Here is a 25,762-nt window from a genome sequence, read left to right as displayed (position 1 = left end):
AGGCGCACATGGTGTTGATCAGATGGCGGTCGCCCCGCCATCGATCACCATGGGATGGCCGGTGACGAAAGCCGACGCGTCGCTGCAGAGCCAGACGACCGCCTCGGCAATCTCCTCCGCCTTGCCCATGCGGCCCATCGGGGTCATCCCCTCGATCACTTGCTTCATTTGAGGATCGGCGACCAGCGGTGCGGTCATCGGCGTTTCGATCACGCCGGGGCACACGGCGTTGACGCGGATACCCGCCTTGGCCCAGCGCAGCGCGCCGTGGCGGGTAAGGCCGATGACGCCGTGCTTGGTGGCAGTGTAGCCGGGCTGGCTGGGATTGCCGACCAGACCGTTGATCGAGGCGGTATTGACGATCGCGCCGCCGCCCTGCGCCAGCATCACTTCCGCTTCCTCCCGCATGCACAGCATCACGCCGGTCAGATTGATGCCCACGCTGCGCGCCCAGACCTCATCCTCATATTCGTTGGCGGCGATGGAGTTGATCCCGGCATTATTGAACGCATAGTCGAGGCGGCCGAATGCGGAGACGGCAGCGGCGACCATCGCCTTCACCTCGTCGCCCTTGCTGACATCGCAGCGCTGCCAGACCGCCTTGCCGCCGGCCTTCTCGATCAGCGACACGGTTTCACGGCCGCCTTCCTCGTTGACGTCGCTGACCAGTACGCTGGCGCCGGAGCGGGCGAAGGCCAGCGCGGCGGCGCGGCCGATGCCGCCGCTTGCGCCGGTGACCAGCGCGACCTTGCCGGCCAATCCGTAATCGATCATTCCCATATCCTCTCTCAGATCTCTTTCAGGCAGCCACTCAAGCAGCCACTGGCACTTCGCCGCAAGCGATGACGCGCAGCGCACCGTCCTCGGCGATTTCCTCGGTAATCATCGACGTCACCCGGCTCACCGTTTCGGCGATGAACCAGCGGCCCTGATGGCGGCGGTAGACGTCCTCATATTCCACCGCGAGGCGGGTGATGCGCTGGGCGCTCATCAGGATGGTGCGGAAATTGAGCGACCAGACCCCGCGCGCCTCATCCGGCCCGACAAGGTCGATTTCCCAGTTGGTGGCGTGGTGAATGTCATGCACGCCGGGCTGGCACGCCATCTGGCTGAACACCTCTACGAAGGCATCGCGGTCCGCAAATTCCGGGAATCCTTCGTAAGCGATGCGCGCGCCGGTTGGCAGGAAGCAGTCTCGCACCACGTCCGGCTCCTTGAGATCGCAGGCGCGCAGGTAACGGGCCTTGAGCGCACGGATCGCCTCCTTATCCTCCAGCACGGCAAGGCGCGCGGCGATCTCTTCCAGGCTGATGGGCATTCGCGTCTCTCCGAAATTTATCGTCTGATTTGCTTTATTGCGCTTTATATTGAACTTTGAATTACGCAAATCAACATCAAACTGACCGGTAGGCGGCAGTGATGCGAATCGGGAAAGAGGATCAGGAATGGCCGGTTACTCCACCATCCGATACGAACATGACCAGGGCCTGCTGCGCCTGACGCTGAACCGGCCAGAGGCGTTGAATGCCTTTACCGTCACCATGGCCGACGAACTGGTGGATGCCTATGCCCGCGCCAGCCGGGACGACGACGTGCGGGCCATCGTCGTCACCGGGGAAGGCCGGGCGTTCTGCGCGGGCATGGACCTTTCGGTGGGCGGAAACGTCTTCGGGCTGGACGAAAACCTGTCCCCCACGCTGGACGACCTGGCCATGCGCCCACTCGCGCCGGAAATCGAGCGCGGCGTGCGGGACACCGGCGGGCGCGTGGCGCTGGCGATGTTCGCCTGCACCAAGCCGATCGTCGGCGCCATCAACGGCGCGGCCGTAGGCATCGGCGCGACGATGACGCTGCCGATGGACTTCCGCCTTGCCGCCGAAAAGGCCCGCATCGGCTTCGTATTCGGCCGGCTGGGGATCACGCCGGAAGCCTGCTCGACCTGGTTCCTGCCGCGCATCGTCGGCGTGACGCAGGCGCTGGAATGGTTCTACCGCGCCGAGCCGTTCGGCGCGCAGGAGGCGCTCGACAAAGGGCTGGTCCGCTCCATCCACGCGCCCGAAGCGCTGGTGGAAGAGGCCTGCACATTCGCACGCTCGCTGGTGCGGGACCGGTCTCCCGTGAGCGTGGCGCTGATCCGCCAGATGGTCCTGCGCAACAGCGCTGCGCCGGGTCCACGCATGGCGCATGACGTGGAATCGCTGGCGATGTTCCACACCAGCATGGCGGACGGGAAGGAAGGCGTTGCCGCCTTTCTGGAGAAACGCGCGCCGGACTTCACCGGCAAGGCTTCCGCACTGCCGCCGTTCTTTCCGTGGCAGCAGGACTGATACGAATGGCTCCGCACGCAAGCGCGGACGGAGCCATTCGAGGCTAATCGGTTACTTCAGCTTGGCGAAATCGGCGTCGATTGCCGCAAGCCGCGCGTCGGTGATGTCGGTCGAGGCATATTGCTGCACCACCTTCAGCGTCATGCCGCGCGCCATTTCCACCTGATCGTTGGTGGTGAAGCCGGGAATGTGCTTTTCGACGATGGCCTTGGCCGCCGGATCGTCCAGCAGGGTGCCGATCTCGGTATCGGTCGTGGTGTACTTGGCCTTAGCGGCTGGCGCTGGCGTCGCAGGAGCAGCCGGAGTCGCAGGCTTGGCCGGTGCAGCCGCGAAGGCGGGCGTACCGATCATCCCCAGCGTTGCGGCAGCGAGAGCAATGGAAATCTTGCGCATCAGTCATCCTCATCGAGTCGAGGGTCAATTCCTCGCGTCGAATATATCGAACGACATCGTTCGAATATCAAGCGCTCACCACGCGGCCCGTCCGGCCACGATCACATCCACCAGCCTTTCGGCGAAAAGGGGCAGGCTTTCGCCGCTTCCGGCCAGCCCGTCCTCCTGGATCTGAAAACCCGAAAGCCCGGCTACCAGCATGCGGGCCACCGCCTCCGCATCGCGCGGCGCCTGCCCCTCGCGCCGGCCCGCATCCTCGATATCGCGCACCAGCAGGTCGACGATGTAGCGATAGCCGCGCTCGTGCATGGTCGCGGCCAGTTCGGGAAACCGGCTGCGCACCGAGAGCAGCAACCGCTGTAGTCCCAGCACTTCAGGGGTTTGCAGGAACCTCGCGATCATGCGGGCGTGATGGCGCAGGCGCTGCTCGATATCGTCGGTCAGTTCGTTATCCTGCCGCGAAGCCTCATCCGACCAGTCGCGCACCGAAGCGTCGATCACCGCGATGAACAGCGCCTCCTTCGAGGGGTGCCGCGCATAGAGCGTGCCTTTCGAAATATCCGCCGCCGCTGCGATCTGCTCCATGGCCACGGCGTCGAAACCATCCGCCAGAAACCGCGCGCGCGCGACATCGATGACCAGTCGGTCGATGGCCGATGCACGCGCAAGGCTGGGACGGCCACGGCGCGATCCGGCGGAATTCTTGGGTTCACTCGTCATCACGGGCTTGTTCCACAGCGGCCGAGTGCAGGCAAGCATAGCGCCTCTTCAAACTTAAATCGAACGCTACCGAACATTTTATTGACAGGCCCCGGCGATGCCCCATACCCATGGCGAGGAACCCGGACGGACGCCGTCACGGATATTGGGAGAAAGGGACCGATGCCCACCATCGCCATGCGCCTGCTGGCAGGCTCCGCACTTGCGATCGCCTTTGCCGTGCCGCTCGCCGCCCAGACGGATGAGGCTGCCGCAACCGCAGACCAGCGGGCCGAAGAAACGCTGTCGCGGATGACGCAGGAAGAGAAGATCAGCCTCATCCACGGCCGCATGCTGATGATGGTTCTGGCCGCCAAGCGCCCGGACGGCGCGACGCTGGGCGCCGGCTATGTCGATGGCGTGCCCCGGCTTGGTGTGCCGCCCCAGCTCTCCACGGACGCCAGCCTTGGCGTTTCCAACCTGCTGGACATGCGCAAGGGCGATACGGCCACCGCACTGCCCTCCGGTCTGGCGCTGGCGGCGACTTGGAACCCGGCGCTGGTGCGGGAGGGCGGCCGGATGATCGGGTCCGAGGCGCGGGCCAAGGGCTTCAACGTGATGCTGGCGGGCGGCACCAATCTTGTTCGCGATCCACGAGGCGGGCGCAATTTCGAATATCTGGGCGAGGATCCCCTGCTCGCCGGCACGCTGGTGGCGGCGCAGATCCAGGGCATCCAGTCCAACCACATGATCTCCACCATCAAGCATTTCGCGCTGAACGATCAGGAAACCGGCCGCTCCAGCGCATCGGTGGAGATGGATGAGAAAGCCATGCGCGAAAGCGACCTGCTGGCGTTCGAAATCGGGATCGAGAATGGCGCGCCCGGCGCGGTGATGTGCGCCTACAACAAAGTCGGCGGTACTTATGCCTGCGAAAATCCCTTCCTGCTGACGCAAGTGCTGCGCAAGGAATGGGGCTTCAAGGGCTTCGTCATGTCGGACTGGGGTGCAGTCCATTCGCTGGGATCGCTGCAGGCCGGGCTGGACCAGCAACAGGGCGAACAGATCGACGCCAAGCGCTGGTTCTCCACCGAACTTACCGCCGCGCTGGCGGCCGGGACAGTGCCGGCAAGCGCCCTCGATACCGCCGCGCGCCGCGTGTTGCGGTCGATCTATGCCCATGGCCTTGACGCGCATCCCCCCGCCAAGGGGCCGATTGATGCGGAGGCGAACGCACGCGTCGCCCAGCACGCGGCGGAGGAAGGCATCGTGCTGCTGCGCAACCGCGACGGACTGCTGCCGCTGGCCGCATCGGCGCGCTCGATCGCGGTGATCGGCGGCCATGCCGATATCGGCGTGCTTTCGGGTGGCGGATCGAGCCAGGTCACGCCCATGGGCGGTTTCCGCAAGCTGGAGGCGATCAACGAAGGCCCCGCCGCCGCCTTCGCCCGCAAGGGCTATGGCGGTACGCCGCCGCTCGACGCGATCCGCGCCGCTTTTCCACAAGCGCACGTCACTTTCGTGGACGGTGCCGATCCCCAAGCCGCCGCAGCCGCTGCCAAAGCGGCCGACATCGCCGTGGTCTTCGGGGAAAAGTTCGCGACCGAGGCGCTGGACCAGCACACCCTTGCGCTCGACGGCGATCAGGATGCGCTGATCGATGCCGTCACCACCGCCAATCCGCGCAGCGTGGTGGTGCTGGAAACGGGCAATGCCGTGCTGATGCCCTGGGCCGACAAGGCCGGCGCAATCCTGGCCGCGTGGTTCCCGGGACAGCGCGGCGGGGACGCGATTGCCGCGGTGATCGCGGGCAAAGTCAATCCATCGGGCCGCCTGCCGGTAACGTTCCCGGCCGCGCTGGAGCAATTGCCAAACCCCACGCTGCCCGGCGCCGGCCTGCCGCCGCCGACCGCGCAGGACCGTCTGACGTATGGCCTCAACACCAATTCGCCGGCCTTCACCATCCACTATCCGGAAGGCGCCGATGCCGGGTATCGTTGGTTCGACCGCAAGGCGCTGAAGCCCGCCTATGCCTTCGGTTACGGGCTTTCCTATACGACTTTCGCCTATTCCGGCCTCTCGGTGAAAGGCGGCAAGACGCTGACTGTGCGCTTCACCGTCGTCAATTCCGGCAAGCGTGCCGGGGCCGATGTGCCGCAGCTCTACGTCACCTTGCCTGGCAAGGCGAAGCGGCTGATCGGTTGGGAGAAGATCGACCTCAAGCCCGACGAAAAGCGCACCGTCACGCTGACGGCCGATCCGCGCCTGCTGGCCGATTATGATACCGCCGCCGCGCGTTGGACGGTTTCGGCGAGCAAAGTGAAGGTCGAACTGGCGCGCTCCGCCACCGATCCGGCGCTCTCTGCAACGGCCCAATTGACCGCTTCGACGCTGCAGCCCTGAACGGCACCTAAGGACACCCGAGATGCACCTGAACCGCCGTGAAGCCATGGGCGCGGGCCTTGCCGGCGCCGGTATGGCACTGGCCCCGCTGGAGAGCTGGGCCAAGCCCGATTCCACACCTCGGATCGAGGGCGTGCGCACGTGCGGGCTGGTCGATCCCCTCGCCCTTGGCGACCTGCCCCCGCGTTTCTCATGGCGGCTGGCCGACCCCGCCAAGGGCGCGCGGCAAATCGCCTGGCGGGTGACCGTCGCCCGATCTGCCGAGGACTTGTCCGCCGGCCGCGACCTGCTGTGGGACAGCGGGCGGGTGCCCTCCGGCCAGTGCCTCGATGTGGCTTATGGCGGCCCGGCCTTGCCCTCGCGGTCCCGCGCGGTCTGGCAGGTGGAGGTGTGGACCGGCCATGGCTCGCTGAAAAGCGCACCGGCCGTCTGGGAAACCGGCCTTGCCTCACCCAGCGATTGGCAGGCCGAGTGGCTTGCCTCCGAAACCCCGGTTGCCCGAGCGGACCGTATGGCCGGGCTGCACTGGATCGCCGGCAGCGAAATGCCCAAGGCCGGCGCCAGCCGCCATTTCCGCTGGAATCTGGAGCATTCCGGCGGCCCCGCCGAACTGTGCCTTTCCGCGCATGAAACGGTCGGCCTCTGGCTGAACGGCAAGCCGCTGCCCGCGCCGCGCGGCGTGCCGCAGGACGGGCCGGTGCGCTGGGCGCAGATGGCGGTCTATCCGATAACGCTGGCCAAGGGCCGCAATGTCGTGGCCGTCGAAGTGCGGCGAGAACTGGGCTTCGGCGTCGCCCCGCCCGCACTGGCCGCCCTGCTGCGCCACGGCCCGGTGCTGGGCGAGCGGTTGACCTCGCTCTCCCCCGGCTGGAAGGTGTCGAACGAGGCCGCCGAAGGCTGGCACCTTCCCGCGTTCGACGACAGCGACTGGACCGACGGCAAGCCTGCCACCGGCTCGCTGCCGATCGGCGAACCCTGGCCGATCTATCCCGCCAACCTGCTGCGCAAATCCTTCGCGCTGAACGGAAAAGTCCGCGCCGCCCGGCTCCATGCCACGGCCTTGGGGGCCTATGAGGCCCGGATCAACGGCGCCCCGGTGGACGACCGCAAGCTTGCGCCGGAATTCACCGATCCCTCCAAGCGCGTGCTGTTCCAGACTTACGACGTCACCGCCGCACTGCGCGATGGCGACAACCTGCTGGCCTTCACCGTGGCCGACGGCTGGTACGGATCGAAGTTCAGCCTGAACGGCCGCTTCTGCTTCGGCCCGGCCCCGTGCCGCCTGAAGGCGCAGTTGGAGATCGACTACGCCGACGGCCGCCGCGAGGTGATCGCCACCGGCCCCGGCTGGCAGATCGCCGAAGCCCCCGTCCGCGCCGCCAGCATCTACGACGGCGAAGTCCACGACGCCCGTATCGACCCCGCGGACTGGCGGGCGGCCGAAACCATCGAAGCGCCGTCCGTGGCGGTGGAACCGCAGCGCTGCCCGCCGATCCGCGTTGGCGAGGTCCGTCGCCCGGTCGCCACGCGCCGCCTTTCCGCCGGGCGCTACGTGCTCGATTTCGGGCAGAACTTCGCCGGCTGGCCGCGCCTTTCGGTCGAAACGGCTGCCGGCACGCAGATCGAGATGCGCTTTGCCGAACTTGTGACCGCAGACGGCAGCGCCGACCAGTCCAACTTGCGCACCGCCTGGCAGCGCGACATCTACATCGCCGCCGGGAAAGGACGTGAGGTGTGGGAGCCGCGCTTCACCTACCACGGTTTCCGCTACATCGAAGTGAGCGGCGTACCCGACGATCCCTCGCGCTGGTCGATCGAGGGGCTGGTCGGCCATCAGGATCTGGACCTCACCGGCGAGCTGCGCGTCGGCGATCCGGTCGTTCAGAAATTCTGGGAAAACGCGGTGTGGAGCCAGAAGTCGAACTTCTTCGGCCTGCCTACCGATTGCCCTCAGCGCGACGAGCGGCTTGGCTGGATGGGCGATGCCGAAGTGTTCTGGCCGGCCGCCGCGTTCAATATGGATGTCGCCGCCTATACCGCGCGGGTGATGGAGGACGTGCGCCACAGCCAGTCCGCCAAGGGTGGCTTTCCCGATTGCATCCCGCCTTTCGTGCCCACGGTCAGCCTATCCTCGCCCGGCTGGGCGGACGCGGGAATCGTGCTGCCGTGGACGGCGTGGCGGCAATATGGCGATACCGGCGTGATCGCGGCCAACTGGCAGGCGATGGAACGCTACATGGACTGGCTGCTCGCCACCAATCCCGATCATCTCTGGGCCAAGGCGCGCGGGGCGGACTATGGCGACTGGCTGGCGGTCGATGCCAGCACCGCCAATCCGGGCGAGGCCACCACGCCCAAGGACCTGATCGGCACCGCGTTCTGGGCGGAAGATGCGCGGATGATGGCCGACATGGCAGAGGCGACGGGCCATGCCGCAGCCGCCGCGAAGTACCGCGCGCTGTTCGATGCCATCCGGCAGGCTTTCGCCGCCGCCTATGTCAAACCCGATGGCAGCGTCGGCAATGGCAGCCAGACCGGCCATGTCCTTGCCATCCGCTTCGGCCTGCTCTCGCCCGAAGGCGCGGCCGAGGCGGGCAAGCGCCTTGCCGCAGACATTGCCCGGCGCGGCAACCAACTCTCCACCGGGTTCCTCGGCACGCCGCACATTCTCGACGCGCTGGCCCTGTCCGGGCAGGAGGACATGGCCGTGACATTGCTGCTGCAGCGTTCGAAACCCTCATGGGGCTACATGGTGGAGCAGGGCGCGACGACGATGTGGGAGCGCTGGAACAGCGATGAGGGCGACGTGGGGATGAACAGCCGCAACCACTACGCCTTCGGGGCCATCGGCGCTTTCCTGTTCCGCCGGATCGCCGGGATCGCCCCGCTGGAGCCGGGCTTCGCCAAAGTGGCCGTGGCCCCGATCATGGACCCGCGCCTCGGTTCGGGCGGCGCCACCTATCACAGCGTGCGCGGGCCGATCCGTACAGACTGGACCGCGAAGGACGGCCGCTTCCGCCTTGATGTAGAGCTGCCGCCCGGCGTCGCGGGCGAAGTGCGCCTGCCGGGCGGGCGCACCGCGAAAGCAGCCTCGGGCCTCGCCCGCTTTTCCGGAGCCCTGTGATGGATCGCCCGCGTTTCCCGATCGACCGGCGCGGCATGATCGCCGCGTCTGCCGCGACGCTGGGCGCAACCATACTGCCCGCGCTGGCGTTCGGCGCGGCCGGCGACAAAGCCCCGTTCGCACCGCCGCTCGGTCCCCGCGCGCGCGTCATGCTCGTCAACGATCTGGCCGGCGATGTGGACGGGCTGTTCGCGGCCGTCCATGCCGTGCTCTCACCCTCGATCGACCTGCGCGCCATCGTCACCACCGGCACCGGCGTAAAGACCGAAACAGCGCAGCGGGCCACCGAACTCGCGCATGAGATGCTCGCCGCGATGGGGCGGGAGGGTACGATTCCGGTCGCGACCGGCGCCGCGCAAAAGCTGCAAACCTCGGGCGCGCCGGACCGTTCCGCAGGCACCATGGCCTTGATCGCGGAAGCCCGGCGGACCGACAGCGCACTGCCGCTTTACGTCGCGGTGGGCGGCGGCCTTACCGAACTGGCCAGCGCGCTGGCACTGGCACCGGACATCGCCAATCGCATGACGTTGATCTGGATCGGCGGCGGCGCCTATCCGGAGGGCGGGGCCGAATACAATTTCGCCATAGACCGGATCGCCGCGCAGCAGGTCTTCGCATCCGGCGTGCCGATCTGGCAGGTTCCATCCGTGTCTACGCCGCTTGCCAGATCTCTCTGACCGAGTTGCAGGCCCGGGTGGCGCCGCATGGCCGGATCGGCGCATGGCTTTATGCGCGCATGCTGGCGGCGGCGGCGGACTTCGGCTCGCGCTATCACCTCAACACCGGGGAGACCTGGACTCTGGGCGATAGCCCGCTGGTGCTGCTGACCGCGCTGACCGCATGGCCGCCCACCGCGATGCGCCCGGTGCCGCGCAGCGAAGCGACCGGCGGCAGCCGTTTCGACGAGCGGCCCGCCCCGCTGCTGAACGACAACGGAAGCTATGGGCCGCGCAGCGACGGGCGAGCGATCCGCGTCTATCGCAGCGTCGACACGCGCCTGATGTTCGGAGATTTCTTCGCTAAGCTTGGCATGAATTACCCCGCCTGAAAGATCGCGCCGCGCACCCAATCTACCGAGCCCGCACGCGTGCCGAGCCGCAGAAGGCCAAGGCGTGCGTTCCAGTATCCTTCCGATCCGTCCGCCAGGCGCCATTCGTGCAGGCGGCGGGTCAGCAGTTGCAGATCGCATTCCGCGCTGATGCCGATGGCGCCGTGGACCGCATGGGCGGTAGTGGCGACGCGTGCGGCGGCGGTGGAGGCGACCGACTTGGCGCTCGCCGCCGCCTCCACGGAGAGATCGAGCCCGCCTGCACACCCCAGTCGGGCGGCGATGCGGGCGGCAACGGCATCTTCGGCCATGACCGCAAGACTTTGCTGCAGCGCCTGCTGGCGGCCGATGGGCTTGCCGAACTGCACGCGTTCGTTGGCATAGGCCACGGTCGTTTCCAGCAGGCGCCCCGCCGCACCGGCGATCTGCGCCGCGCGGAGCACGGCGGCCAGCGGGCGCAGGCCATGTTCGGGGCGCGGGAGCGGCGTGCCGGATGTCATTGACGCGGGATCGGTCAGTCGCAGCCGCTCGCCCTGATCGATCAGCACATGCCTGGCCACCGAAAGGCAGGGCGGCGCCTGCACGGCGGAACTCGCCAAGGCCACAGGGCCATCCGGCACTGCGATGCCGGCGCGCGACAGCAGGGCGCGGGCGATCATCGTCTCGCCCACCGGCAGCGGCACGGCATGGGCGCCGAGCGCTTCGAACAGCGGCCCGACTTCGGCCAAGGGCAGCCCCGCGCCGCCCCGTTCTTCCGCCACCAGCGCGTCGAGAAAACCGGATTCGGCGATCTCGTCCCAGAGCGGCTCCCACGGCTCTCCCGCTTCCACTGCGCGGACCACGGCAGGGGGGCAGGCGGAAGCCAGCATGCGGGTGAAAGGTTCCAGCAGGTCCATCTCGTCCTCCCTCATCGCAGGCCCATCCCGCGCGCGATGATGCCGCGCAGGATTTCCCGCGTGCCGCCGCGTAGCGAAAAGCTGGGCGCGATATGCGTGACGTAGAGCAGCGTGCGATACAGTTCCGGGCTCACCGCTTCGTCCGGATGCGCGGCCAGATCGTCGCCGATGGCCAGCGGCAGTGCCTGTTCGAATCCGGTGCCCCGGTCCTTGACCAGACTGGCCTCGACAACCGGGCTTTCGCTCCGCGCAAGGCGGGCGGTGCAGGCGATGGACATGGCGCGCAGCGCGGCCAGTTCGGCCATGAATTGCCCCACCAGCGGCGCGGCATCGGTGCGCCCGGCGGCCTGCAAATGCGCAATCCAGGCATCCAGGAGCACCACGCTGGAATAGATACGTTCCGGCCCCGACCGCTCGAAGGCGAGTTCGGCGGTGACCTGTTTCCAGCCCTCCCCCTCCCGCCCGACCAGCGCGTCCTCGCCCAGTTCGACATTGTCGAAGAAGACTTCGGCGAAATGGGCATCGCCGGTCAGGTCGACGATGGGCCGCACGGTGACGCCGGGCAGCGACAGGTCGACGATCAGTTGGGAGAGCCCCGCCTGCCGGTCCCTCGCCGCGCCGGACGTGCGGACCAGCGCGATCATGTAGTGCGAATGCGCCGCGTTGGTGGTCCAGATCTTCTGGCCGTTGAGCCGCCAGCCGCTCGCCGTCCGCTCGGCGCGGGTGCGGACGCTGGCAAGGTCCGATCCGGAGCCGGGCTCGCTCATGCCGATGCAGAACAGTGCCTCGCCCCGGCAGATAGCGGGGATGTAGCGTCGGCGCTGCGCCTCTGTGCCGTAGTGGAGGATCAGCGGGGCGCTTTGACGGTCGGCGATCCAGTGCGCGGCGACCGGGGCCCCGGCGGCCAGCAGTTCCTCCACCACCACGAAGCGGGCGAAGGGGCCGCGCTCCTGCCCGCCATAGGCCTTGGGCAGCGTCAGGCCCAGAAAGCCCGCTTCGCCCAGCGCGCGGCTGAAAGCGGCGTCGAACCCCTGCCACGACCGCGCGCGACGATCGAGCGGCAGGCATTGCAGACGGCCTTGGAGGAATTCGCGAATGCGGGGCCGCAGCGCCTCATCCTCGGGCGGCAGCGACGCCAGCGTCAGCGTATCGAACACGTCGGGCATCCTCCTGCGTGACCGGCGGTGGAGCCCCGCCTTGCCGGTCCGCGATGCGCCTGCCCGCAACTGCGTTCAAATATTTAGTGCCCCTCTATCGATACCGATTGAATATCGATGGCAGTCTTCACGAAATTGCGCGCCAGCGGGCCGGCGTCCTGCGCGCTGGCGATTCCCATCTCGATGGCGATGGGTTCGGTCAGCGGCAGCAAGGTCACTCCGTCCGGCACGAAGCGGGCGGTGCGCGCGGGCACCAGCGCCCAGCCGAGACCCGCCTGCACCAGCCCCAGGATCGTCTGCACCTGCATCGCCTCCTGCGCGATGCGCGGCGCGATTCCGGCGCGTTGGCAGGCCAGCCGGATAGTCGCGTGCAGCACGCTGACCGGGCTGTAGATCACCAGCGGACGGTCCGCGAACTCGGCCAGTGCGACCGCATCGCGGCCTTGCACATCCGCCGTAGGCAGCGCCGCATGGAGCACGTCCCGCTCGATCACGTCGATGACCACCGGCGTCGCGTCCATCACCGGCAGGCGTACCAGCCCGGCATCGATCCGCCGCGCGGCAATGGCGCGCACGATCTCCACGCTGTTCATCTCCTCCAGCACGAGGTCGACTTGCGGATAGGCCTGCCGGAAGGGCGAGACGATGCGCGGCAGCAGCCCCGCCACGGCCGAGCCGATGAAGCCGACTGTCAGCCGGCCGCTCAGCCCCGCCGCGCCCTGCCGTACCGCCTCGCGCACTTGCTCCGCCTGCGCCAGCGCCGCGCGGGCGGGGCCCAGCGCGGCCTGCCCCGCCGCGGTGAGCCGCACGCCGCGCGTCTCACGCTCGAACAGGGGCGTGCCCAAGTCCTCCTCCAACTTGCGGATCGCCACCGTCAGCGGCGGCTGCGACATGTTCAGCCGCTCCGCCGCGCGGTGGAAGTTCAGCGTATCGGCAAGCGCGGTGAAGTAGCGAAGCTGGCGAAGGTCCATGATACCGATCGAATATCGTTTCGTGAGAAATCAATATTAGTCAAGATCGCCGCAAAGGCATAGCCCTCCTCAAGGACCCGGCACCAGAGCCCGGAGCGGAGAGGACGAGACATGGCCGAACAGCCCTTCCTGCGCGTGGAGCGCGACGGCGCCATCGTGATGGCCACGCTCGACCGCCCCGATAGCCGCAACGCCATCTCCGAAACCGCGCACAGCGAGGAAATCGCCGATTTCTGCGCGGCGATGACCCGCGACGCCTCCGTCCGCGCCATCGTCCTGACCGGGGCGGGCAAGGCCTTCTGCGCGGGTGGCAACGTCAAGCACATGCATGAGCGCAAGGGCATGTTCGCCGGCGCGCCCTTCCCGCTGCGCAATGCCTATCGCACCGGGATCCAGTTGATCCCGCTGGCGCTCTACGAACTGGAAGTGCCGGTGGTCGCCGCGATCAACGGCCCCGCCATCGGCGCCGGGCTGGACCTTGCCTGCATGTGCGACGTGCGGATCGCGGCGGAGGGCGCCCTCTTCGCGGAAAGTTTCGTCAAGCTGGGCATCGTGCCGGGCGATGGCGGTGCCTGGCTGCTGCCGCGCGTGATCGGCATGGCGCGCGCCAGCCAGCTGACGCTTACCGGAGAGACCATCGGCGCGGCAAGGGCGCTGGAATTCGGGCTCGTTTCCGAAGTGGTTCCGCCTAAAAGCCTCCTCCCCCGCGCGCTGGAAATCGCGGGGCAGATCGCCGCCAATCCGGGGCAAGCCACGCGCATGGCCAAGCGCCTGCTGCGCGAAGGGCAGGACATGAAGCTGGCCCCGCTGCTGGAGCTTTCCGCCGCCTATCAGGCGCTGGCCCATCATACCGAGGACCACCGCGAGGCGGTGGCCGCTTTCCTGGAAAAGCGCGCGCCGGAGTTCACCGGGCAATGAGCGGCCCCCTCTCCACCGGGCCGCTTGCCGGCATCCGCGTGCTGGACCTTTCGCGCGTGCTCGCCGGGCCGTGGTGTTCGCAGATCCTGGGCGATCTCGGCGCCGAAGTGACCAAGATCGAACAACCCGGCCACGGCGACGACACCCGCCGCTGGGGCCCGCCGTTCCTCGAAGACGGGTCGGGCGATTCCGCCTATTACCTCTGCGCCAACCGCAACAAGCGATCGGTCGCGATCAACATGGCCGATCCCGAAGGAGCCGCGCTGATCCGCCGTCTGGCTGCCGAGGCCGATGTCGTGCTGGAGAACTTCCGCGTCGGCGGGCTGGCCAAGTACGGGCTGGACTACCAGAGCCTCAAGGCGATCCGGCCGGACATCGTCTATTGCTCGATCACCGGGTTCGGGCAGGACGGGCCGCTGAAGGACAATGGCGGCTACGACTTCCTTGTGCAGGGCATGAGCGGGCTGATGAGTGTGACCGGCCTGCCAGATGGTGAGGCGGACGGCAAAGCAGGTGGCAGCCCAATCAAAGTCGGCATCCCGATCAGCGACCTGACCACCGGGCTCTATGCGGCGATCTCCGTGCTCGCCGCGCTCCACCACCGTGAGCGCACGGGCGAAGGGCAGCACATCGATCTGGCCCTGCTCGATACGCAAGTCGCGCTGCTGGCCAATCAGGCGTCGAACTGGATGAATGGTGGCCTCATGCCGCGAAGGCTCGGCAACCAGCACCCCAATACGGTGCCCTATCAGGACTTTGCCTGCGCCGATGGCGATGTGCTGGTGGCGCTGGGCAACGACCGGCAGTTTCGCGCCTTCTGCGAGTTGATAGGCCGGCCCGACCTGCCCGACGACCCGCGCTTTGCCAGCAATGGCGGCCGCAGTGTCCACCGCGATGCGCTGCTGGGCGAAATGCGCCCCGCGATCGCGCGCTGGCAGGCGGCCGATCTGATCGCGGCGATGGAAAAGGCCAAGCTGCCGGGTGGCAAAGTGAACACCATTCCCGAAGTGCTGGAGCATCCCCAGATCGCCGCGCGCGGACTGGTGCGGCAGATCGCCCGCAGCGACGGCACGCCGGTGCGCTTCCTCGGTTTTCCCGCGAAATTCAGCGCAACGCCAGCCGATTACCGCCATGCGCCGCCACGTTCCGGCGAAGATACCTTTGCAACGCTGAAATATAAGTTAGAACTTACTGATAACGAGATTGAGCGGCTGGAAGCCGGCGGCGTGATTGCGGAGAAGCTGGGATGATCGGGCGTAGCTACATCGATGGGCAATGGCGCGAAGGCGCCGCGACGTTCGAGACGATCAACCCGTCCGATCTTAGCGAGGTGGTCGGCCGCTATTCCCGGCTCGAACCCGGCGAGGTCGCGGAAGCCATGGACGCCGCCCGCCGCGCACAGGCGGGCTGGGCAGGGTTCAACATGCAGGCCCGCGCCGATCTGCTCCACCGCGTCGGCGACCTGCTGCTGGCCCGCAAGCAGGAAATCGGCACCCTGCTCGCGCGAGAGGAAGGCAAGACGCTGCCCGAAGGCCTAGGCGAGACCGTACGCGCCGCGCAGTGCTTTCACTTCTACGCCGGTGAAGTCGTGCGCCCGCAAGGCCAGTGGTACAATTCGATGCGTGACGGGCACAATGTGCTGGTGACGCGCGAGCCGGTGGGCGTGGTCGCGGCGATCACGCCGTGGAACTTCCCCATCGCCCTGCCTTCGTGGAAAGTGGCGGCGGCGCTGGCCTATGGCAACACGGTGGTGCTGAAGCCCTCCACCTTCGTACCGGGCTGCGCGGTCATGCTGGCCGAAGTGCTGCACGATGCGGGGCTGCCGAAAGGCGTGTTCAACCTCGCCATCGGTGACGGGCGCGCGGCCGGCAATGCGATGATCGACGCCGCCGACGCGCTGACTTTCACCGGCGGCACCGAAACCGGCCGCACGGTGCTGCGCCGCGCGGCGGAAACGATGACCAAGTGCCAGCTTGAACTCGGCGGCAAGAACCCGCTGGTGGTGCTGGACGATGCCGATCTCGATCTGGCGGTGGAAATCGCCGCCAATGGCGCGTGGATCCAGACCGGCCAACGCTGCACCGGCACGGAACGCTTCATCGTCACGCGCGGCATCCACGATGCTTTCGTGGAAAGGCTGGAACAGGCCGCCAAAGCCTACCGCGTCGGCCACGCGCTCGATGCCGAAACGCAGATCGGCCCGGTCGCCAACCGGCCGCAGTTCGAAGCCAATCTGGACTTCGTGAAGCAGGCGCAGGGCGAAGGCGCCGAACTGGCGGCGGGCGGCACGGCCGTGGAAGCGCGCACGCGCGGCTACTACATGGCGCCCACCTTGCTGGTCGGCACGCGCAACGAATGGGCCTGCAACCAGCACGAATCCTTCGGCCCGATCGCCTCCGTCATCAAGGTGGACGACCTCGACGCCGCGATCGGTGCCGCCAATGCCTGCGACTACAAGCTGACCGCCGGGATCGCGACAACCAGCCTCAAAAGCGCCGAACGCTTCCGCAAGACGTCGCAGGCCGGGATGGTGATGGTCAACGCGCCGACCGCCGGCCTTGAATACCACGTGCCGCTCGGTGCCCGCGCACCCTCCGGCTACGGCGCGCGCGAGACGGGATCGGCCAGCGCCGAATTCTTCACCGAAAGCAAGACGTCCTACATCCACCACGGCGCCGCATGACGCCGGCCGATCGGGAGAGCCTGACATGACCAGAATCGGCTATATCGGCCTTGGCGCCATGGGTCTGCCATTGGCACGGCACCTGCAGAATGCGGGGCATGCGGTGACCGCCTACGACATCGACCCGAGCCGGCCCGAGGCCATTGTCGCGCTGGGTGGCAGCAGGGCCGAAACGGTGGCCGATGCGGTGCGCGGCGCAGACGTGATCATCACCTGCCTGCCGGCGACGCCCCATGTAGAGGCGGTCGTTCTCGGCCCCGATGGCGTGCTGGCCCATGCCGCGCCGGGTGCGCTGCTGCTGGACATGTCGACCATCGACGCCAATGGCGCGGACCGCGTGGCCAGCGCCTGCGCCCAAAAGGGCGTGGCCTTCGTGGACAGCCCGATCGGCCGCCTGGTCCTCCATGCCGAGCGCGGGGAATCGCTGTTCATGGTCGGCGCGGACGATGCCGACTTCGCGCGGGTGGAGCCGCTGCTACGCGCCATGGGCAAGGATATCTACCGTTGCGGCCCGGCAGGCACCGGCAGCCGCATGAAGCTGGTGAACAACTTCCTGCTGCTGACCATCGCCCAGGTCTGTGCGGAGGCAGTGGCGCTTGGCACCAAGCTCGGCCTCGATATCGACACGATCCTCAAGGTGACCGGCGGCACCACTGCGCAGAACGGGCAGCTTCACACGCTGATGGTCAACAAGGTGCTGAAGGGCGACACCGCGCCCGGCTTCACCATCGACCTTGCCTTCAAGGACATGACCCTGGCGATGACCGCCGCCGCCGAGCAGCGTATGGGCCTGCCGGTGGGGGCCGCCGCCCACGCCGTCTATGGCGCGGCGCGGGCGGGCGACTTTGCCAGACAAGACTATTCGGCGGTGCTGGACTTTGCCTGCCGCAACGCCGCCATCGACTCTCCGCGCACGGAAGCCTGACGGGAATCCGGGGGGATTTCCGTCCCCGTCAGCCGTGCGCAGGCCCTTTTCCGCAAAAAAGGGCCAAACCTGAGCCCCGGGAAGCGGTCAGCCTTCCCGGGGCTTTTTTCGGGGAGCTGGGTCAGTCCGCGGCGATCTCGCGGGCGATGTCCGGCATGAAGGGCGGGGTTTCGTTCTGGAAGAAGGCCATGCGCCCTTCCAGCACCTGCCGGCTCATCTCCGGCTGGCTGTGGACCCAGAACTTGTTCTCCGCGATCTGTTCCAGGAACAGGCGGCAGCCTTCGTCCAGATCCATGCCATAGGCGCTCATCATCTCGGCCATCTTGCGGCGGTGGCTCGCGGCAGCTTCGGGCTCACCCGCGCCGGCTTCGGCGTTGAAGATGTTGGTCTTGAGCATGCCCGGAATGATCGAGGAAACGTGGATCGGCGCCTCCTTCAACTGCATTTCCAGATAGAGGCACTCGCTGAAGGCCTGCACCGCGTGCTTGGTGACGATGTAGGCGGTCTGCGCCGGCATGACCGAGAAGCCGCCGATCGAGGACAAGTTGGCGATCCATGCCTCCTTGCCGCTTTCCAGCATGCGCGGCACGAAGGCGCGCACGCCGTGGATCACGCCGTGGATATTGATGTCCAGCGTGGCTTCCCAGCGGGCGACGGGGATTTCCCAGGTGAAGCCCACCGTCTCGATCCCGGCGTTGTTCACCAGCAGGCGCACGTCGCCATGGGTGGCGAAAACATGGTCGGCCAGCCGGTCCAGCTCTTCGGGCTTCGATACGTCCACGCGCACGGCCTCGGCCTTGCCGCCGGCGGATTGGATGACATCCGCCACCGCCTGCGCGGCAGCCTGATTGATATCGGCGACCACCACGGTCATGCCCAATGCGCCGGCACGGCGGGCAAGACCCGCGCCGATGCCCGATCCGGCCCCGGTGATGACGGCCACGCCGCCTGCGAAAACTTCGGCGTCACGCGCCATGGCAAATTCTCCCTTTTGGTATCGTTATCGGGTTCAGGCCGCGCAGTGCGCCTTGAGGAAAGCGGCGGCATCCTGCATCGCTTCGCGCGCGCCGGGCAGGAAGCCCACCCAGGACGCGAAGCCGTGGACCATGCCGGGATAGCGCTTGGCCTCCACCGTGACGCCTGCCGCCGCCAACTTTGCGGCAAAGGCTTCGGCATCGTCGCGCGAGGGGTCGCACTCCGCCGTCGCCACGAAATGCGGTGGCAGGCCGGCGTGGCTGGCCGCGCGCAGCGGGGAGGCGCGGTAGTCGTCGGCCTCGGCAGGGTCCGTCAGGTACTGTTCCCAGAACCACAAGACATCGTCCTGCGTCAGCAGCGGCCCTTGCGCATATTCGCGCGACGATGGCGTGTCGGCATCGGGATAATTGCACGAGCCGTAGATGTTGATCACGGCGCGCAAGTCCGGGCCGCCCGCTTCGCGCGCCATCAGCGCCGCCGCGCAGGCAAGGTTGCCGCCTGCGCTGTCCCCCGCCAGCGCCAGCCGCGCGGGATCGCCGCCCAGTTCTGCGGCACAATCCGCCGCCCAGCGCAGCACGGCGAAGGCATCTTCCGGCGCGGCGGGAAAGCGGTGTTCGGGCGCCAGCCGGTAGTCGGCCGAGACGACGATGCTCTGCCCCCACGCGCAGAGCGCGCGGGCGATCATGTCCTGCGTGTCGAGATCGCCGACGACGTAGCCGCCGCCATGCATATAGACCGTGACCGGCAAGGGCCCCGCACCTTCGGGCCAGTAGACCCGCACCGGAATCGTACCGTCGGCGCCGGGAATGGCGCGATCCTCGGTGCGCGCAACCGGGGCATCGACGGCGGCCGGAATGGCGATCGAACTTTCCCGCACCGACTGGCGCAGCACGTCCAGCGGAACGTGCCGCACGCCAGGCCATTCGGGCATGGCCGCCAGCATCTGGGCGATCTGCGGATCGATGGACAAAGTCTGCATCCCCTCTTCCTGTCTGCACTTCGGATCGGCATTGCCATGCATTCGATTGAGTGCTTACTTACTTAGTATAGAGTTCGCAAAATTCGAGTCAATCTCGCCGCCTGTCATTCCATGCGAAACATCGACATGACGTTTCTGCGCATTTCATTCGCCACAGGCTTGCCATGCTCCCTTCCCGCCAAGTAAGTGATCGCCCATGAACAGAAAGAGGATGTCGGCAAACGAGCGCCGCGCGCAGATCGTTACCGCCGCGCGCCGGATCTTTTCACGCCACGGGTACGAGGGCGCGAAGACGCTGCAGATCGCGCGGGAGGCGCATGTGTCGGAAGCGCTGGTCTACCGGCATTTCCCCTCCAAGCTCTCGCTCTATCGCGCGGTGCTGCGGCAGGTGTTCCTGGAGCAAGACCAGACCTGGCAGCAGCTTGGCTTCCACCGCAACGGGGCCGAGGGGCTGGTCGCGGTGATCCATTCGTTCTTCCTGCTGGCCGTGCAGGGCGACCTGACGCCGGAGGCGCTGGACCGCTATCGCCTGACGCTCGCCAGCCTTTCGGGCGACGGATCCTATGCCAGCCTGATCTACCGCCGCTCACAGCGCCGCAATGGCAAGGCCATCGCGAAGGAGCACGAAGCCGCGCGCGCGGATGGCGACATTGGCGGAGAGCCGCTGGACGTCGCCACCACCTCCATGTTCATCGAGCACGTGGGCACGATGATGGGGGCGATCTCGGTCCTGCCCGAAACCGCGCGGCCCTATGGTGTGGCCGGCGAAGACCTCGCCCGCCACGCCACCTGGTTCTGCTGCCGGGGGATCGGCATGAGCGACGCGGCCATCGAACGCTGCCTCACTCATGCCTGAGAGGCTGTTCGGAAAATGCCCTGCCGGGCATTTTCGTTCGGCACCCGTCAGGTCTGCGCCAGCATCTGCACGTTTTCGGTCAATGCGCCTTCGGGATCGGTGGCGAAGACCACGCGCACGCCGTGTTCGGGCTCGTCACGCACCGGGCCGACCAGCTTGCCGCCATTGGCCTCGATCCGGCTGACCAGCGCGTCGATGTCGTCGGTCACGAAGCCCAGGATCACCTGCTGGTCGCGCGCGCCGGTGCGCTGGGTGAAGTTGAACATCACCAGCGACCCCGCCGCCATGCCGTCACCGGGAGAAAGGATGACCTCGCGATAGGGTTCGCCGTCGCTGGTGCCTTCCGCGCGGTAGACGGGATTGAGGCCATAGACCGCGCCGTAATAGGCGGCCTGTGCTTCCTCATCCTTCACGATCAGCTTGGTGAACATGGTCGGCGTCATCACTTTCTCCCTAGTGCCCCGCCTGGATCAGGCGGGAGCTTCTTCTTCCAGTTGCCCCTGAACCGACGATCCATCGGAAAGGCCGTAATCCGCGAAGATCGGCGTGCGCATGGCGTCGGCAAAGGCGTCGTAGCTCCACGGCCAGCTGGCCGGAACGCCTTCTGCATCCAGATACCAGCTGGTGCAGCCCGAACCGAAGATCGTCTTCTTCGCCGCATCGATCCGGCGTTCTTCATAGTCCGCATGCGCGGCGGCTGTGGGCGCGATCTGGCGGACTTCGCCGGAGCGTAACCGGTCCAGCAATTGCTCCACGTAGTCCCACTGCCGTTCGGCAATGTCGATCAGCGAGAAGTTGCCGACCGGCCCGGTCGGCCCATTAAGCAGGAACAGGTTGGGGAAGTGCGGCACGCTGAGCGCGTAGTAGGCGGTCGGCCGCTTGGCCCATGCCTCGTCCAGCGAACGGCCGCCTTCACCCGTCACCGTTGCCGGGCGGATGAAGCGATCGGCGTGGAAGCCGGTGGCAAGGATCAGCGTATCGAGCGGGTGGAACGTGCCGTCCACCATGCGCACGCCTTCCGGCTCCACCCGCGCGATGCGGCCGGTTTCCACGAAGACGGAGGGGTTCTGCACTTCCTCATAGAAGCACCACGAATAGATCAGCCGCTTGCAGGCCGCCCGGTAATCGGGGCGCAGCTTCTCGCGCAGCTGCGGATCGCGGATCGAGTTCTCCAGATTGACGCGGCAGATTTCCTCGATCTCCGCCATTTCCGGGCCGTCGATATCGGTGATGCCATCGGTGAAGCGGCGGATCGCGCCGATATAATCCTCGTGATAGCGGATCGCGTCCATCAGCGCGGGATCGGCGCGGAAGGCGGCGCGGTCCTCGTCGGTATAAGGGAACTGCGGCACCGGCATGATCCACTGCGGAGAGCGCTGGAAATGCACCAGCTTCTCCACCCGCTTGTTGATCGCGGTCAGGATCTGCACGCCGGTCGATCCGCAGCCGATCAGGCCGACGCGGGCGCCGTCGATCGGCGCATCGTCATCCCAGCGGGCGGTGTGGAAGGCGTGGCCGGCAAAGCTGTCCAGCCCCTCGATGGGGGGCGTCTTCGGGTGGTGCAGCACGCCGGAGGCGGCGATCACCACGTCGAAGCGGTGGCTTTCGCCATTGGCCAGCGTCACCGTCCATTCGGCGGCGGCCTCATCCCACACCAGCCCCGCCACTTCGCAGCCGAAGCGGATCGAGCGGCGCACATCATACTTGTCCGCCACCATTTCGAAATAGGCCTGAATTTCAGGACCGGCGGCGTAATAGGCCTTCCACTCGGGATAAGGTTCGAACGCATAAGTATAGGCATGGGCCGGCACATCGCAGGTAAGGCCCGGATAGCGGTTTTCACGCCAAGTGCCGCCCAGCTTCTCGGCCTTTTCGAAGAGCGTGAACTCCTCTCCGTTCTGCCGCAGCTTCACGCCGGCAAGCAGCCCCGCCATGCCTGCGCCGACGATCGCGTACCGCAACTTGCGCGTCGTCTGCTTGTCCTGTGCCATAGTCTTCCTCTCTCCATTCGGTGGCCGGTCCCGCCAGTGGTCAGCATGCGGGGATCCGGCCAATTCTCTGTTCTACGATTTCAATTCAGCAGCGCGCCGCCATTGACGTGGATGACTTGCCCGTTGATCCAGCGCCCGTCTTCGGACAGCAGCATGGCCGCCACCCCGGCAATATCCTCCGCCTTGCCCAGCCGGGTCGAACGGGTCTGCGCAAGGCAGAGATCGGCCCATTCGGGGGGCACCTGCCCGCCCGCGATCATCTCCGGCGTCATCACGAAGCCGGGGGCGATGCAGTTGGCCGTAACCCCCTGCTTCCCCCAGCGCGACGCCACGTGCCGCATCAGCGCATTGAGGCCGCTTTTCGAAGCGGCGTAGCTGGGCCGTTCCGGCTCTCCGCTGTCACCCGCGCCGGAACTGGTGTAGATGATCGCCCCGCCGCCCGCCGCAAGCAGGTGCGGCAGCACCGCCCGCGTGCACAGCAGATGGCCGCGCAAGTTCACCGCGATCGTCCGGTCGAATACGGCCAGATCCAGCGCCAGCGCATCGCTGTCCGCAAAGATCGTCCGCAAATCGGCGGCGTTGACATGCGCGCCGTCCAGCCCGCCCAGCCGGTCCGCCGCTGCGGCTATCGCGGCATTGACGGATGCCTCGTCCACAATGTCCGCCGCCAGCGCGAAGGCATCGTGGCCATTGCCTGCCATGCGCGTCGCGACCGCCTGCGCCGCAGGAAGATTGATATCCAGTACGGCGACGCGCGCGCCTTCGGCGCAGAGGCGCTCCACGGTCGCGGCACCGATGCCGGTGCCCGCGCCGATCACCACAAGCCTCTTGCCTGCGAGCCGATCCGCCATCATCTCTCCGTCTGGTTCATCGTCCCCGGTTCCATCGCTGCGACGCATATCGTCAAGCCATGAACCAAGTTTGCCTTGATTATCGTAAAATCATCGCCAATAATTTGCGCAATGACAAGCCAAAAGGCGATGGGAGAGGCAAAATGCGATATTGCACGGGGTTACGGCCCTGCCAATCGCCGGTCTGCCGCTTTTCCGCCGCCCAACAGCGCCCCGGGGAATGAGAGAGCCAGCCGCATGACATCCAATACCTATCCGCACCTGCTTTCCCCGCTTCGGATCGGCGCGATGGAGATTCGCAACCGCATCGCCGTCACCGCGATGGGGGTGAGTCTGTCCGAAGACGACGGCACCGTGGGCGAACGGCTGATCGCCTATCATGAGGAACAGGCGCGCGGCGGCGCCGGCCTCATCATCTCCGGCGTGGCGGGCGTGGCCTGGCCGGTCGGCGCGGTGTCGATGGGACAGACGGCGATCTCGGAAGACCGCTTCGTTCCCGGCCTGCGCCAGTTGACCGACCGCGTCCATGCGCACGGCGCGAAGATCGCCGCGCAGCTTCACCACGGCGGCCTCGTCGCCAATTACAGCCACGCGCGCTGGGGCCATCCGCTCTGGGCGCCGGCCTATCCCAAGCCGCCGAAGGGCAATTTCACCGAATACTTCCTGATGGAGGAACTGGCGCCGCTGGCCGGGATGACCCCGCCCGCGATCAAGCCGCTGGAACAGGCGGATATCGACCTTGCCGTCAGCCAGTTCGCCGCCGGCGCCCGCCGCGCGAAGGAGGCCGGTTTCGACGGTGTGGAGATCCACGCCGGGCACGGCTATCTGCTCTCCTCCTTCATCTCGCCCTATACCAACACCCGCACGGACGCCTACGGCGGGCCGCTGGAGAACCGCGCGCGGCTGGCGCTGGACGTGCTGAAGGCGGTGCGCGCCGAAGTGGGGCCGGACTTCCCGGTGTGGATCAAGATCGATTCGCGCGATGTCGGCAAGCCGGGCGGGATCACCATCGACCTTGCACGCGATCTGGCCAAGCTGGTGGAGGCGGCCGGGGCGGACGCAATCACCGTCACCGCCTATCACGATACCGATCAGGGCAAGCTCCATTCGGAATCGCACACGCCGCAAACGCCCGGCTGGAACCTGGAATCCGTGGCCGCCATTCGCGAGGTGGTGTCGGTGCCGGTACTCGGGTCCGGCCGGGTCGGGCCCGATGTGGCGGACCGGGCGATCGGGCGCGGCGAACTGGACGTCGTCGCCATGGGCCGCAAGCTGCTGGCCGACCCGCACTTGCCGCGCAAGCTGACCGAAGGCGCGCCGGACACCGTGCGCCCCTGCATCTATTGCTACACCTGCATCAGCGCGATCTACATGGGCGAAGCCGTGCGCTGCGCGGTCAATCCCGCGCTCGGCCGTGAATATCAGGGCGAGCCGGAAGCCGGGTCGCCGCGCCCCATCGCGGTGGTCGGCGGCGGCCCTGGCGGCATGGAATCGGCGCGCCGGCTGGCGGCACTGGGCCACAAGGTGACGCTGATCGAAAAGTCGGACCGCCTGGGCGGCACGCTGCGCTTCGCCAGCCTGGCCTATGAACCCAACGAGCGCATTCTCGACTGGCTGCGCCGGGAAGTGCGCGAGGCAGGTGTGGATGTGCGGCTCTCGACCGTGGCCACGCCCGAACTGCTCCGCGACCTCGGCGTCGAGGACGTGATCGTCGCCACCGGCGCGGTGCGCGGGATGCCGCCGATCCCCGGCGGCGATCTGCCGCATGTGTTTTCCGGCGACGACATGCGCCGGATGATGCTGGGCGAAAGTTCGGACGAATTGAAGCGCAAGACCGGGCTGTTCACCCGCCTCGCCACCAAAGTCGGCGCGGCGACGGGCGCCACGGCCAATCTTTCGCTGGTGCGCAAGGCCACGCATACCTGGATGCCGCTGGGGGACCGCGTGGTCATCGTCGGCGGCGAACTGGTCGGGCTGGAACTGGCCGAATTCCTCAGCGAACGCGGCCGTACGGTTCATGTGATCGAGGAAGGCCCCCGGCTGGGGCGCGGATTGATGCTGGTGCGGCGGATGCGCATCCTGGCCGAACTCGCCGAGCACGGCGTCGGCCTGCACGGCGGTGCCAGCGGCATCGCCATCGGCGCGGACGCGGTGACTTTCACTGACAACGAGGGCCACGTGCAGAGCGTGGCGGCGGACAATGTGATCGTCGCGCGCGGGGCGGAAGGCGACCTGTCGCTGGCGCAGGCGATGGAGGCGGCGGGCTTCACCGTGCATGTCGTGGGCGATGCCAACGGCGTCGGCTACATCGAGGGGGCGATGCGTGGCGCGGCCGAAGCGGTGCGGGAAATCGCTACGCCCCGCCTTCCGCAACCGGCCTGAGGCCGGGCACAGGCGATCAAGGGAAAAGGGGGCGAACGATGGAAACGGCCGATTTACGCCGCGTAGATACTCGATTTAAATTCTACGCATACACACCATCGCCGCCGCAAGTAAGCGGCTTTGGCGCTTCCATTTTCGGCTCTGCCGCGCGTTTCCAGCGGTCACTATGAGGTTGACGAGCAAG

General features: G+C 67.2%; 23 protein-coding genes. 11 read left to right on the top strand and 12 right to left on the bottom strand.

Features of this window, described 5'->3' with window-relative positions:
- Positions 1-18 precede the first annotated feature (18 nt).
- Positions 19-774, bottom strand: a complete 756-nt coding sequence (locus ACZ1JC_RS07650) for a glucose 1-dehydrogenase (protein ID WP_465140141.1) — start codon at positions 772-774, stop codon at positions 19-21.
- Between the two features lie 37 nt (positions 775-811).
- The gene (locus ACZ1JC_RS07645; RefSeq protein WP_465140142.1) at positions 812-1,318 is read right to left on the bottom strand and encodes a nuclear transport factor 2 family protein; all 507 of its coding nucleotides are present in this window, start codon (positions 1,316-1,318) and stop codon (positions 812-814) included.
- A 127-nt stretch (positions 1,319-1,445) separates the two neighbouring features.
- Here ACZ1JC_RS07645 and ACZ1JC_RS07640 point away from each other — a divergent pair, with 127 nt between their 5' ends.
- The gene (locus ACZ1JC_RS07640; protein ID WP_465140143.1) at positions 1,446-2,327 is read left to right on the top strand and encodes a crotonase/enoyl-CoA hydratase family protein; all 882 of its coding nucleotides are present in this window, start codon (positions 1,446-1,448) and stop codon (positions 2,325-2,327) included.
- A gap of 51 nt (positions 2,328-2,378) precedes the next feature.
- On the opposite strand, the gene ACZ1JC_RS07635 is transcribed toward ACZ1JC_RS07640, so the two are convergent.
- Together ACZ1JC_RS07635 and ACZ1JC_RS07630 are read right to left on the bottom strand one after the other, a co-directional pair.
- Positions 2,379-2,720, bottom strand: coding sequence for a hypothetical protein (locus ACZ1JC_RS07635; RefSeq protein WP_465140144.1), 342 nt, complete (start codon positions 2,718-2,720; stop codon positions 2,379-2,381).
- Between the two features lie 75 nt (positions 2,721-2,795).
- Positions 2,796-3,440, bottom strand: a complete 645-nt coding sequence (locus tag ACZ1JC_RS07630) for a TetR/AcrR family transcriptional regulator (RefSeq protein WP_465140270.1) — start codon at positions 3,438-3,440, stop codon at positions 2,796-2,798.
- A 162-nt stretch (positions 3,441-3,602) separates the two neighbouring features.
- Between ACZ1JC_RS07630 and ACZ1JC_RS07625 the strand changes: the two genes are divergently transcribed.
- Genes ACZ1JC_RS07625 through ACZ1JC_RS07610 form a run of 4 tightly spaced genes read left to right on the top strand, consistent with a single transcriptional unit; the run spans position 3,603 to position 9,994 of the window.
- Positions 3,603-5,822 carry a glycoside hydrolase family 3 C-terminal domain-containing protein gene (locus ACZ1JC_RS07625; protein WP_465140145.1) on the top strand — a complete coding sequence of 740 codons (2,220 nt, stop codon included), beginning with the start codon at positions 3,603-3,605 and terminating at the stop codon, positions 5,820-5,822.
- A gap of 22 nt (positions 5,823-5,844) precedes the next feature.
- Complete coding sequence (locus ACZ1JC_RS07620; RefSeq protein ID WP_465140146.1) at positions 5,845-8,946, top strand: family 78 glycoside hydrolase catalytic domain; 3,102 nt, start codon at positions 5,845-5,847, stop codon at positions 8,944-8,946.
- On the top strand, positions 8,946-9,623 hold the full coding sequence (locus ACZ1JC_RS07615) for a nucleoside hydrolase (RefSeq protein WP_465140147.1): 678 nt from the start codon (positions 8,946-8,948) through the stop codon (positions 9,621-9,623). Before ACZ1JC_RS07620 ends, ACZ1JC_RS07615 begins: the two co-directional genes overlap by 1 nt.
- 17 nt (positions 9,624-9,640) lie before the next feature.
- A complete protein-coding gene (locus ACZ1JC_RS07610; protein WP_465140148.1) occupies positions 9,641-9,994 on the top strand; it encodes a hypothetical protein in 354 nt (117 codons plus the stop codon).
- On the opposite strand, the gene ACZ1JC_RS07605 is transcribed toward ACZ1JC_RS07610, so the two are convergent.
- The 3 genes from ACZ1JC_RS07605 to ACZ1JC_RS07595 form a co-directional block, all read right to left on the bottom strand.
- On the bottom strand, positions 9,982-10,905 hold the full coding sequence (locus ACZ1JC_RS07605; protein ID WP_465140149.1) for an acyl-CoA dehydrogenase family protein: 924 nt from the start codon (positions 10,903-10,905) through the stop codon (positions 9,982-9,984). The two genes, ACZ1JC_RS07610 and ACZ1JC_RS07605, sit on opposite strands and share 13 nt — an antisense overlap.
- Positions 10,902-12,056: an acyl-CoA dehydrogenase family protein gene (locus ACZ1JC_RS07600; RefSeq protein WP_465140150.1), complete on the bottom strand. Its 1,155-nt coding sequence runs from the start codon at positions 12,054-12,056 to the stop codon at positions 10,902-10,904. The genes ACZ1JC_RS07605 and ACZ1JC_RS07600 overlap by 4 nt, the downstream gene beginning before the upstream one ends.
- A gap of 74 nt (positions 12,057-12,130) precedes the next feature.
- Positions 12,131-13,018, bottom strand: coding sequence for a LysR substrate-binding domain-containing protein (locus tag ACZ1JC_RS07595; RefSeq protein ID WP_465140151.1), 888 nt, complete (start codon positions 13,016-13,018; stop codon positions 12,131-12,133).
- Between the two features lie 111 nt (positions 13,019-13,129).
- Here ACZ1JC_RS07595 and ACZ1JC_RS07590 point away from each other — a divergent pair, with 111 nt between their 5' ends.
- Genes ACZ1JC_RS07590 through ACZ1JC_RS07575 form a run of 4 tightly spaced genes read left to right on the top strand, consistent with a single transcriptional unit; the run spans position 13,130 to position 17,544 of the window.
- A complete protein-coding gene (locus ACZ1JC_RS07590) occupies positions 13,130-13,936 on the top strand; it encodes a crotonase/enoyl-CoA hydratase family protein (RefSeq protein WP_465140152.1) in 807 nt (268 codons plus the stop codon).
- Positions 13,933-15,186, top strand: coding sequence for a CaiB/BaiF CoA transferase family protein (locus ACZ1JC_RS07585; protein WP_465140153.1), 1,254 nt, complete (start codon positions 13,933-13,935; stop codon positions 15,184-15,186). The genes ACZ1JC_RS07590 and ACZ1JC_RS07585 overlap by 4 nt, the downstream gene beginning before the upstream one ends.
- Complete coding sequence (locus ACZ1JC_RS07580; protein ID WP_465140154.1) at positions 15,183-16,619, top strand: aldehyde dehydrogenase family protein; 1,437 nt, start codon at positions 15,183-15,185, stop codon at positions 16,617-16,619. Before ACZ1JC_RS07585 ends, ACZ1JC_RS07580 begins: the two co-directional genes overlap by 4 nt.
- A gap of 25 nt (positions 16,620-16,644) precedes the next feature.
- The gene (locus tag ACZ1JC_RS07575; RefSeq protein ID WP_465140155.1) at positions 16,645-17,544 is read left to right on the top strand and encodes an NAD(P)-dependent oxidoreductase; all 900 of its coding nucleotides are present in this window, start codon (positions 16,645-16,647) and stop codon (positions 17,542-17,544) included.
- Positions 17,545-17,665: 121 nt separating this feature from the next.
- Here ACZ1JC_RS07575 and ACZ1JC_RS07570 read toward each other — a convergent pair whose 3' ends face one another.
- Together ACZ1JC_RS07570 and ACZ1JC_RS07565 are read right to left on the bottom strand one after the other, a co-directional pair.
- Complete coding sequence (locus ACZ1JC_RS07570) at positions 17,666-18,520, bottom strand: SDR family NAD(P)-dependent oxidoreductase (RefSeq protein ID WP_465140156.1); 855 nt, start codon at positions 18,518-18,520, stop codon at positions 17,666-17,668.
- Positions 18,521-18,553: 33 nt separating this feature from the next.
- Positions 18,554-19,498 (bottom strand): alpha/beta hydrolase, encoded by a 945-nt coding sequence (locus tag ACZ1JC_RS07565; protein WP_465140157.1) that lies wholly within the window; start codon positions 19,496-19,498, stop codon positions 18,554-18,556.
- A gap of 211 nt (positions 19,499-19,709) precedes the next feature.
- Here ACZ1JC_RS07565 and ACZ1JC_RS07560 point away from each other — a divergent pair, with 211 nt between their 5' ends.
- Positions 19,710-20,354, top strand: coding sequence for a TetR/AcrR family transcriptional regulator (locus tag ACZ1JC_RS07560; protein WP_465140158.1), 645 nt, complete (start codon positions 19,710-19,712; stop codon positions 20,352-20,354).
- A gap of 47 nt (positions 20,355-20,401) precedes the next feature.
- Here the strand turns inward: ACZ1JC_RS07560 and ACZ1JC_RS07555 are convergent, their stop codons facing one another.
- The 3 genes from ACZ1JC_RS07555 to ACZ1JC_RS07545 form a co-directional block, all read right to left on the bottom strand.
- On the bottom strand, positions 20,402-20,797 hold the full coding sequence (locus ACZ1JC_RS07555) for a VOC family protein (RefSeq protein WP_465140159.1): 396 nt from the start codon (positions 20,795-20,797) through the stop codon (positions 20,402-20,404).
- A gap of 27 nt (positions 20,798-20,824) precedes the next feature.
- The gene (locus ACZ1JC_RS07550; protein ID WP_465140160.1) at positions 20,825-22,345 is read right to left on the bottom strand and encodes a flavin-containing monooxygenase; all 1,521 of its coding nucleotides are present in this window, start codon (positions 22,343-22,345) and stop codon (positions 20,825-20,827) included.
- A gap of 80 nt (positions 22,346-22,425) precedes the next feature.
- A complete protein-coding gene (locus ACZ1JC_RS07545; RefSeq protein WP_465140161.1) occupies positions 22,426-23,244 on the bottom strand; it encodes an SDR family NAD(P)-dependent oxidoreductase in 819 nt (272 codons plus the stop codon).
- Positions 23,245-23,433: 189 nt separating this feature from the next.
- Here ACZ1JC_RS07545 and ACZ1JC_RS07540 point away from each other — a divergent pair, with 189 nt between their 5' ends.
- The gene (locus tag ACZ1JC_RS07540) at positions 23,434-25,578 is read left to right on the top strand and encodes an oxidoreductase (protein ID WP_465140162.1); all 2,145 of its coding nucleotides are present in this window, start codon (positions 23,434-23,436) and stop codon (positions 25,576-25,578) included.
- The last annotated feature ends 184 nt before the right edge of the window (positions 25,579-25,762 follow it).

Source organism: Sphingomonas sp. BL-S-28 (assembly GCF_055521515.1).
Note: the sequence above shows the minus strand (reverse complement) of the source record. Positions and strands in the feature narration are given on the sequence as shown.

Coding starts and splice junctions, on each gene's coding strand:
- ACZ1JC_RS07605 (WP_465140149.1), bottom strand. CDS start 10,905: ATGAGGGAGGACGAGATGGACCTGCTGGAACCTTTCACCCGCATGCTG.
- ACZ1JC_RS07630 (WP_465140270.1), bottom strand. CDS start 3,440: ATGACGAGTGAACCCAAGAATTCCGCCGGATCGCGCCGTGGCCGTCCC.
- ACZ1JC_RS07640 (WP_465140143.1), top strand. CDS start 1,446: ATGGCCGGTTACTCCACCATCCGATACGAACATGACCAGGGCCTGCTG.
- ACZ1JC_RS07600 (WP_465140150.1), bottom strand. CDS start 12,056: ATGCCCGACGTGTTCGATACGCTGACGCTGGCGTCGCTGCCGCCCGAG.
- ACZ1JC_RS07620 (WP_465140146.1), top strand. CDS start 5,845: ATGCACCTGAACCGCCGTGAAGCCATGGGCGCGGGCCTTGCCGGCGCC.
- ACZ1JC_RS07650 (WP_465140141.1), bottom strand. CDS start 774: ATGATCGATTACGGATTGGCCGGCAAGGTCGCGCTGGTCACCGGCGCA.
- ACZ1JC_RS07580 (WP_465140154.1), top strand. CDS start 15,183: ATGATCGGGCGTAGCTACATCGATGGGCAATGGCGCGAAGGCGCCGCG.
- ACZ1JC_RS07550 (WP_465140160.1), bottom strand. CDS start 22,345: ATGGCACAGGACAAGCAGACGACGCGCAAGTTGCGGTACGCGATCGTC.
- ACZ1JC_RS07635 (WP_465140144.1), bottom strand. CDS start 2,720: ATGCGCAAGATTTCCATTGCTCTCGCTGCCGCAACGCTGGGGATGATC.
- ACZ1JC_RS07595 (WP_465140151.1), bottom strand. CDS start 13,018: ATGGACCTTCGCCAGCTTCGCTACTTCACCGCGCTTGCCGATACGCTG.
- ACZ1JC_RS07590 (WP_465140152.1), top strand. CDS start 13,130: ATGGCCGAACAGCCCTTCCTGCGCGTGGAGCGCGACGGCGCCATCGTG.
- ACZ1JC_RS07615 (WP_465140147.1), top strand. CDS start 8,946: ATGGATCGCCCGCGTTTCCCGATCGACCGGCGCGGCATGATCGCCGCG.
- ACZ1JC_RS07575 (WP_465140155.1), top strand. CDS start 16,645: ATGACCAGAATCGGCTATATCGGCCTTGGCGCCATGGGTCTGCCATTG.
- ACZ1JC_RS07560 (WP_465140158.1), top strand. CDS start 19,710: ATGTCGGCAAACGAGCGCCGCGCGCAGATCGTTACCGCCGCGCGCCGG.
- ACZ1JC_RS07555 (WP_465140159.1), bottom strand. CDS start 20,797: ATGACGCCGACCATGTTCACCAAGCTGATCGTGAAGGATGAGGAAGCA.
- ACZ1JC_RS07585 (WP_465140153.1), top strand. CDS start 13,933: ATGAGCGGCCCCCTCTCCACCGGGCCGCTTGCCGGCATCCGCGTGCTG.
- ACZ1JC_RS07540 (WP_465140162.1), top strand. CDS start 23,434: ATGACATCCAATACCTATCCGCACCTGCTTTCCCCGCTTCGGATCGGC.
- ACZ1JC_RS07645 (WP_465140142.1), bottom strand. CDS start 1,318: ATGCCCATCAGCCTGGAAGAGATCGCCGCGCGCCTTGCCGTGCTGGAG.
- ACZ1JC_RS07625 (WP_465140145.1), top strand. CDS start 3,603: ATGCCCACCATCGCCATGCGCCTGCTGGCAGGCTCCGCACTTGCGATC.
- ACZ1JC_RS07565 (WP_465140157.1), bottom strand. CDS start 19,498: ATGCAGACTTTGTCCATCGATCCGCAGATCGCCCAGATGCTGGCGGCC.
- ACZ1JC_RS07545 (WP_465140161.1), bottom strand. CDS start 23,244: ATGCGTCGCAGCGATGGAACCGGGGACGATGAACCAGACGGAGAGATG.
- ACZ1JC_RS07570 (WP_465140156.1), bottom strand. CDS start 18,520: ATGGCGCGTGACGCCGAAGTTTTCGCAGGCGGCGTGGCCGTCATCACC.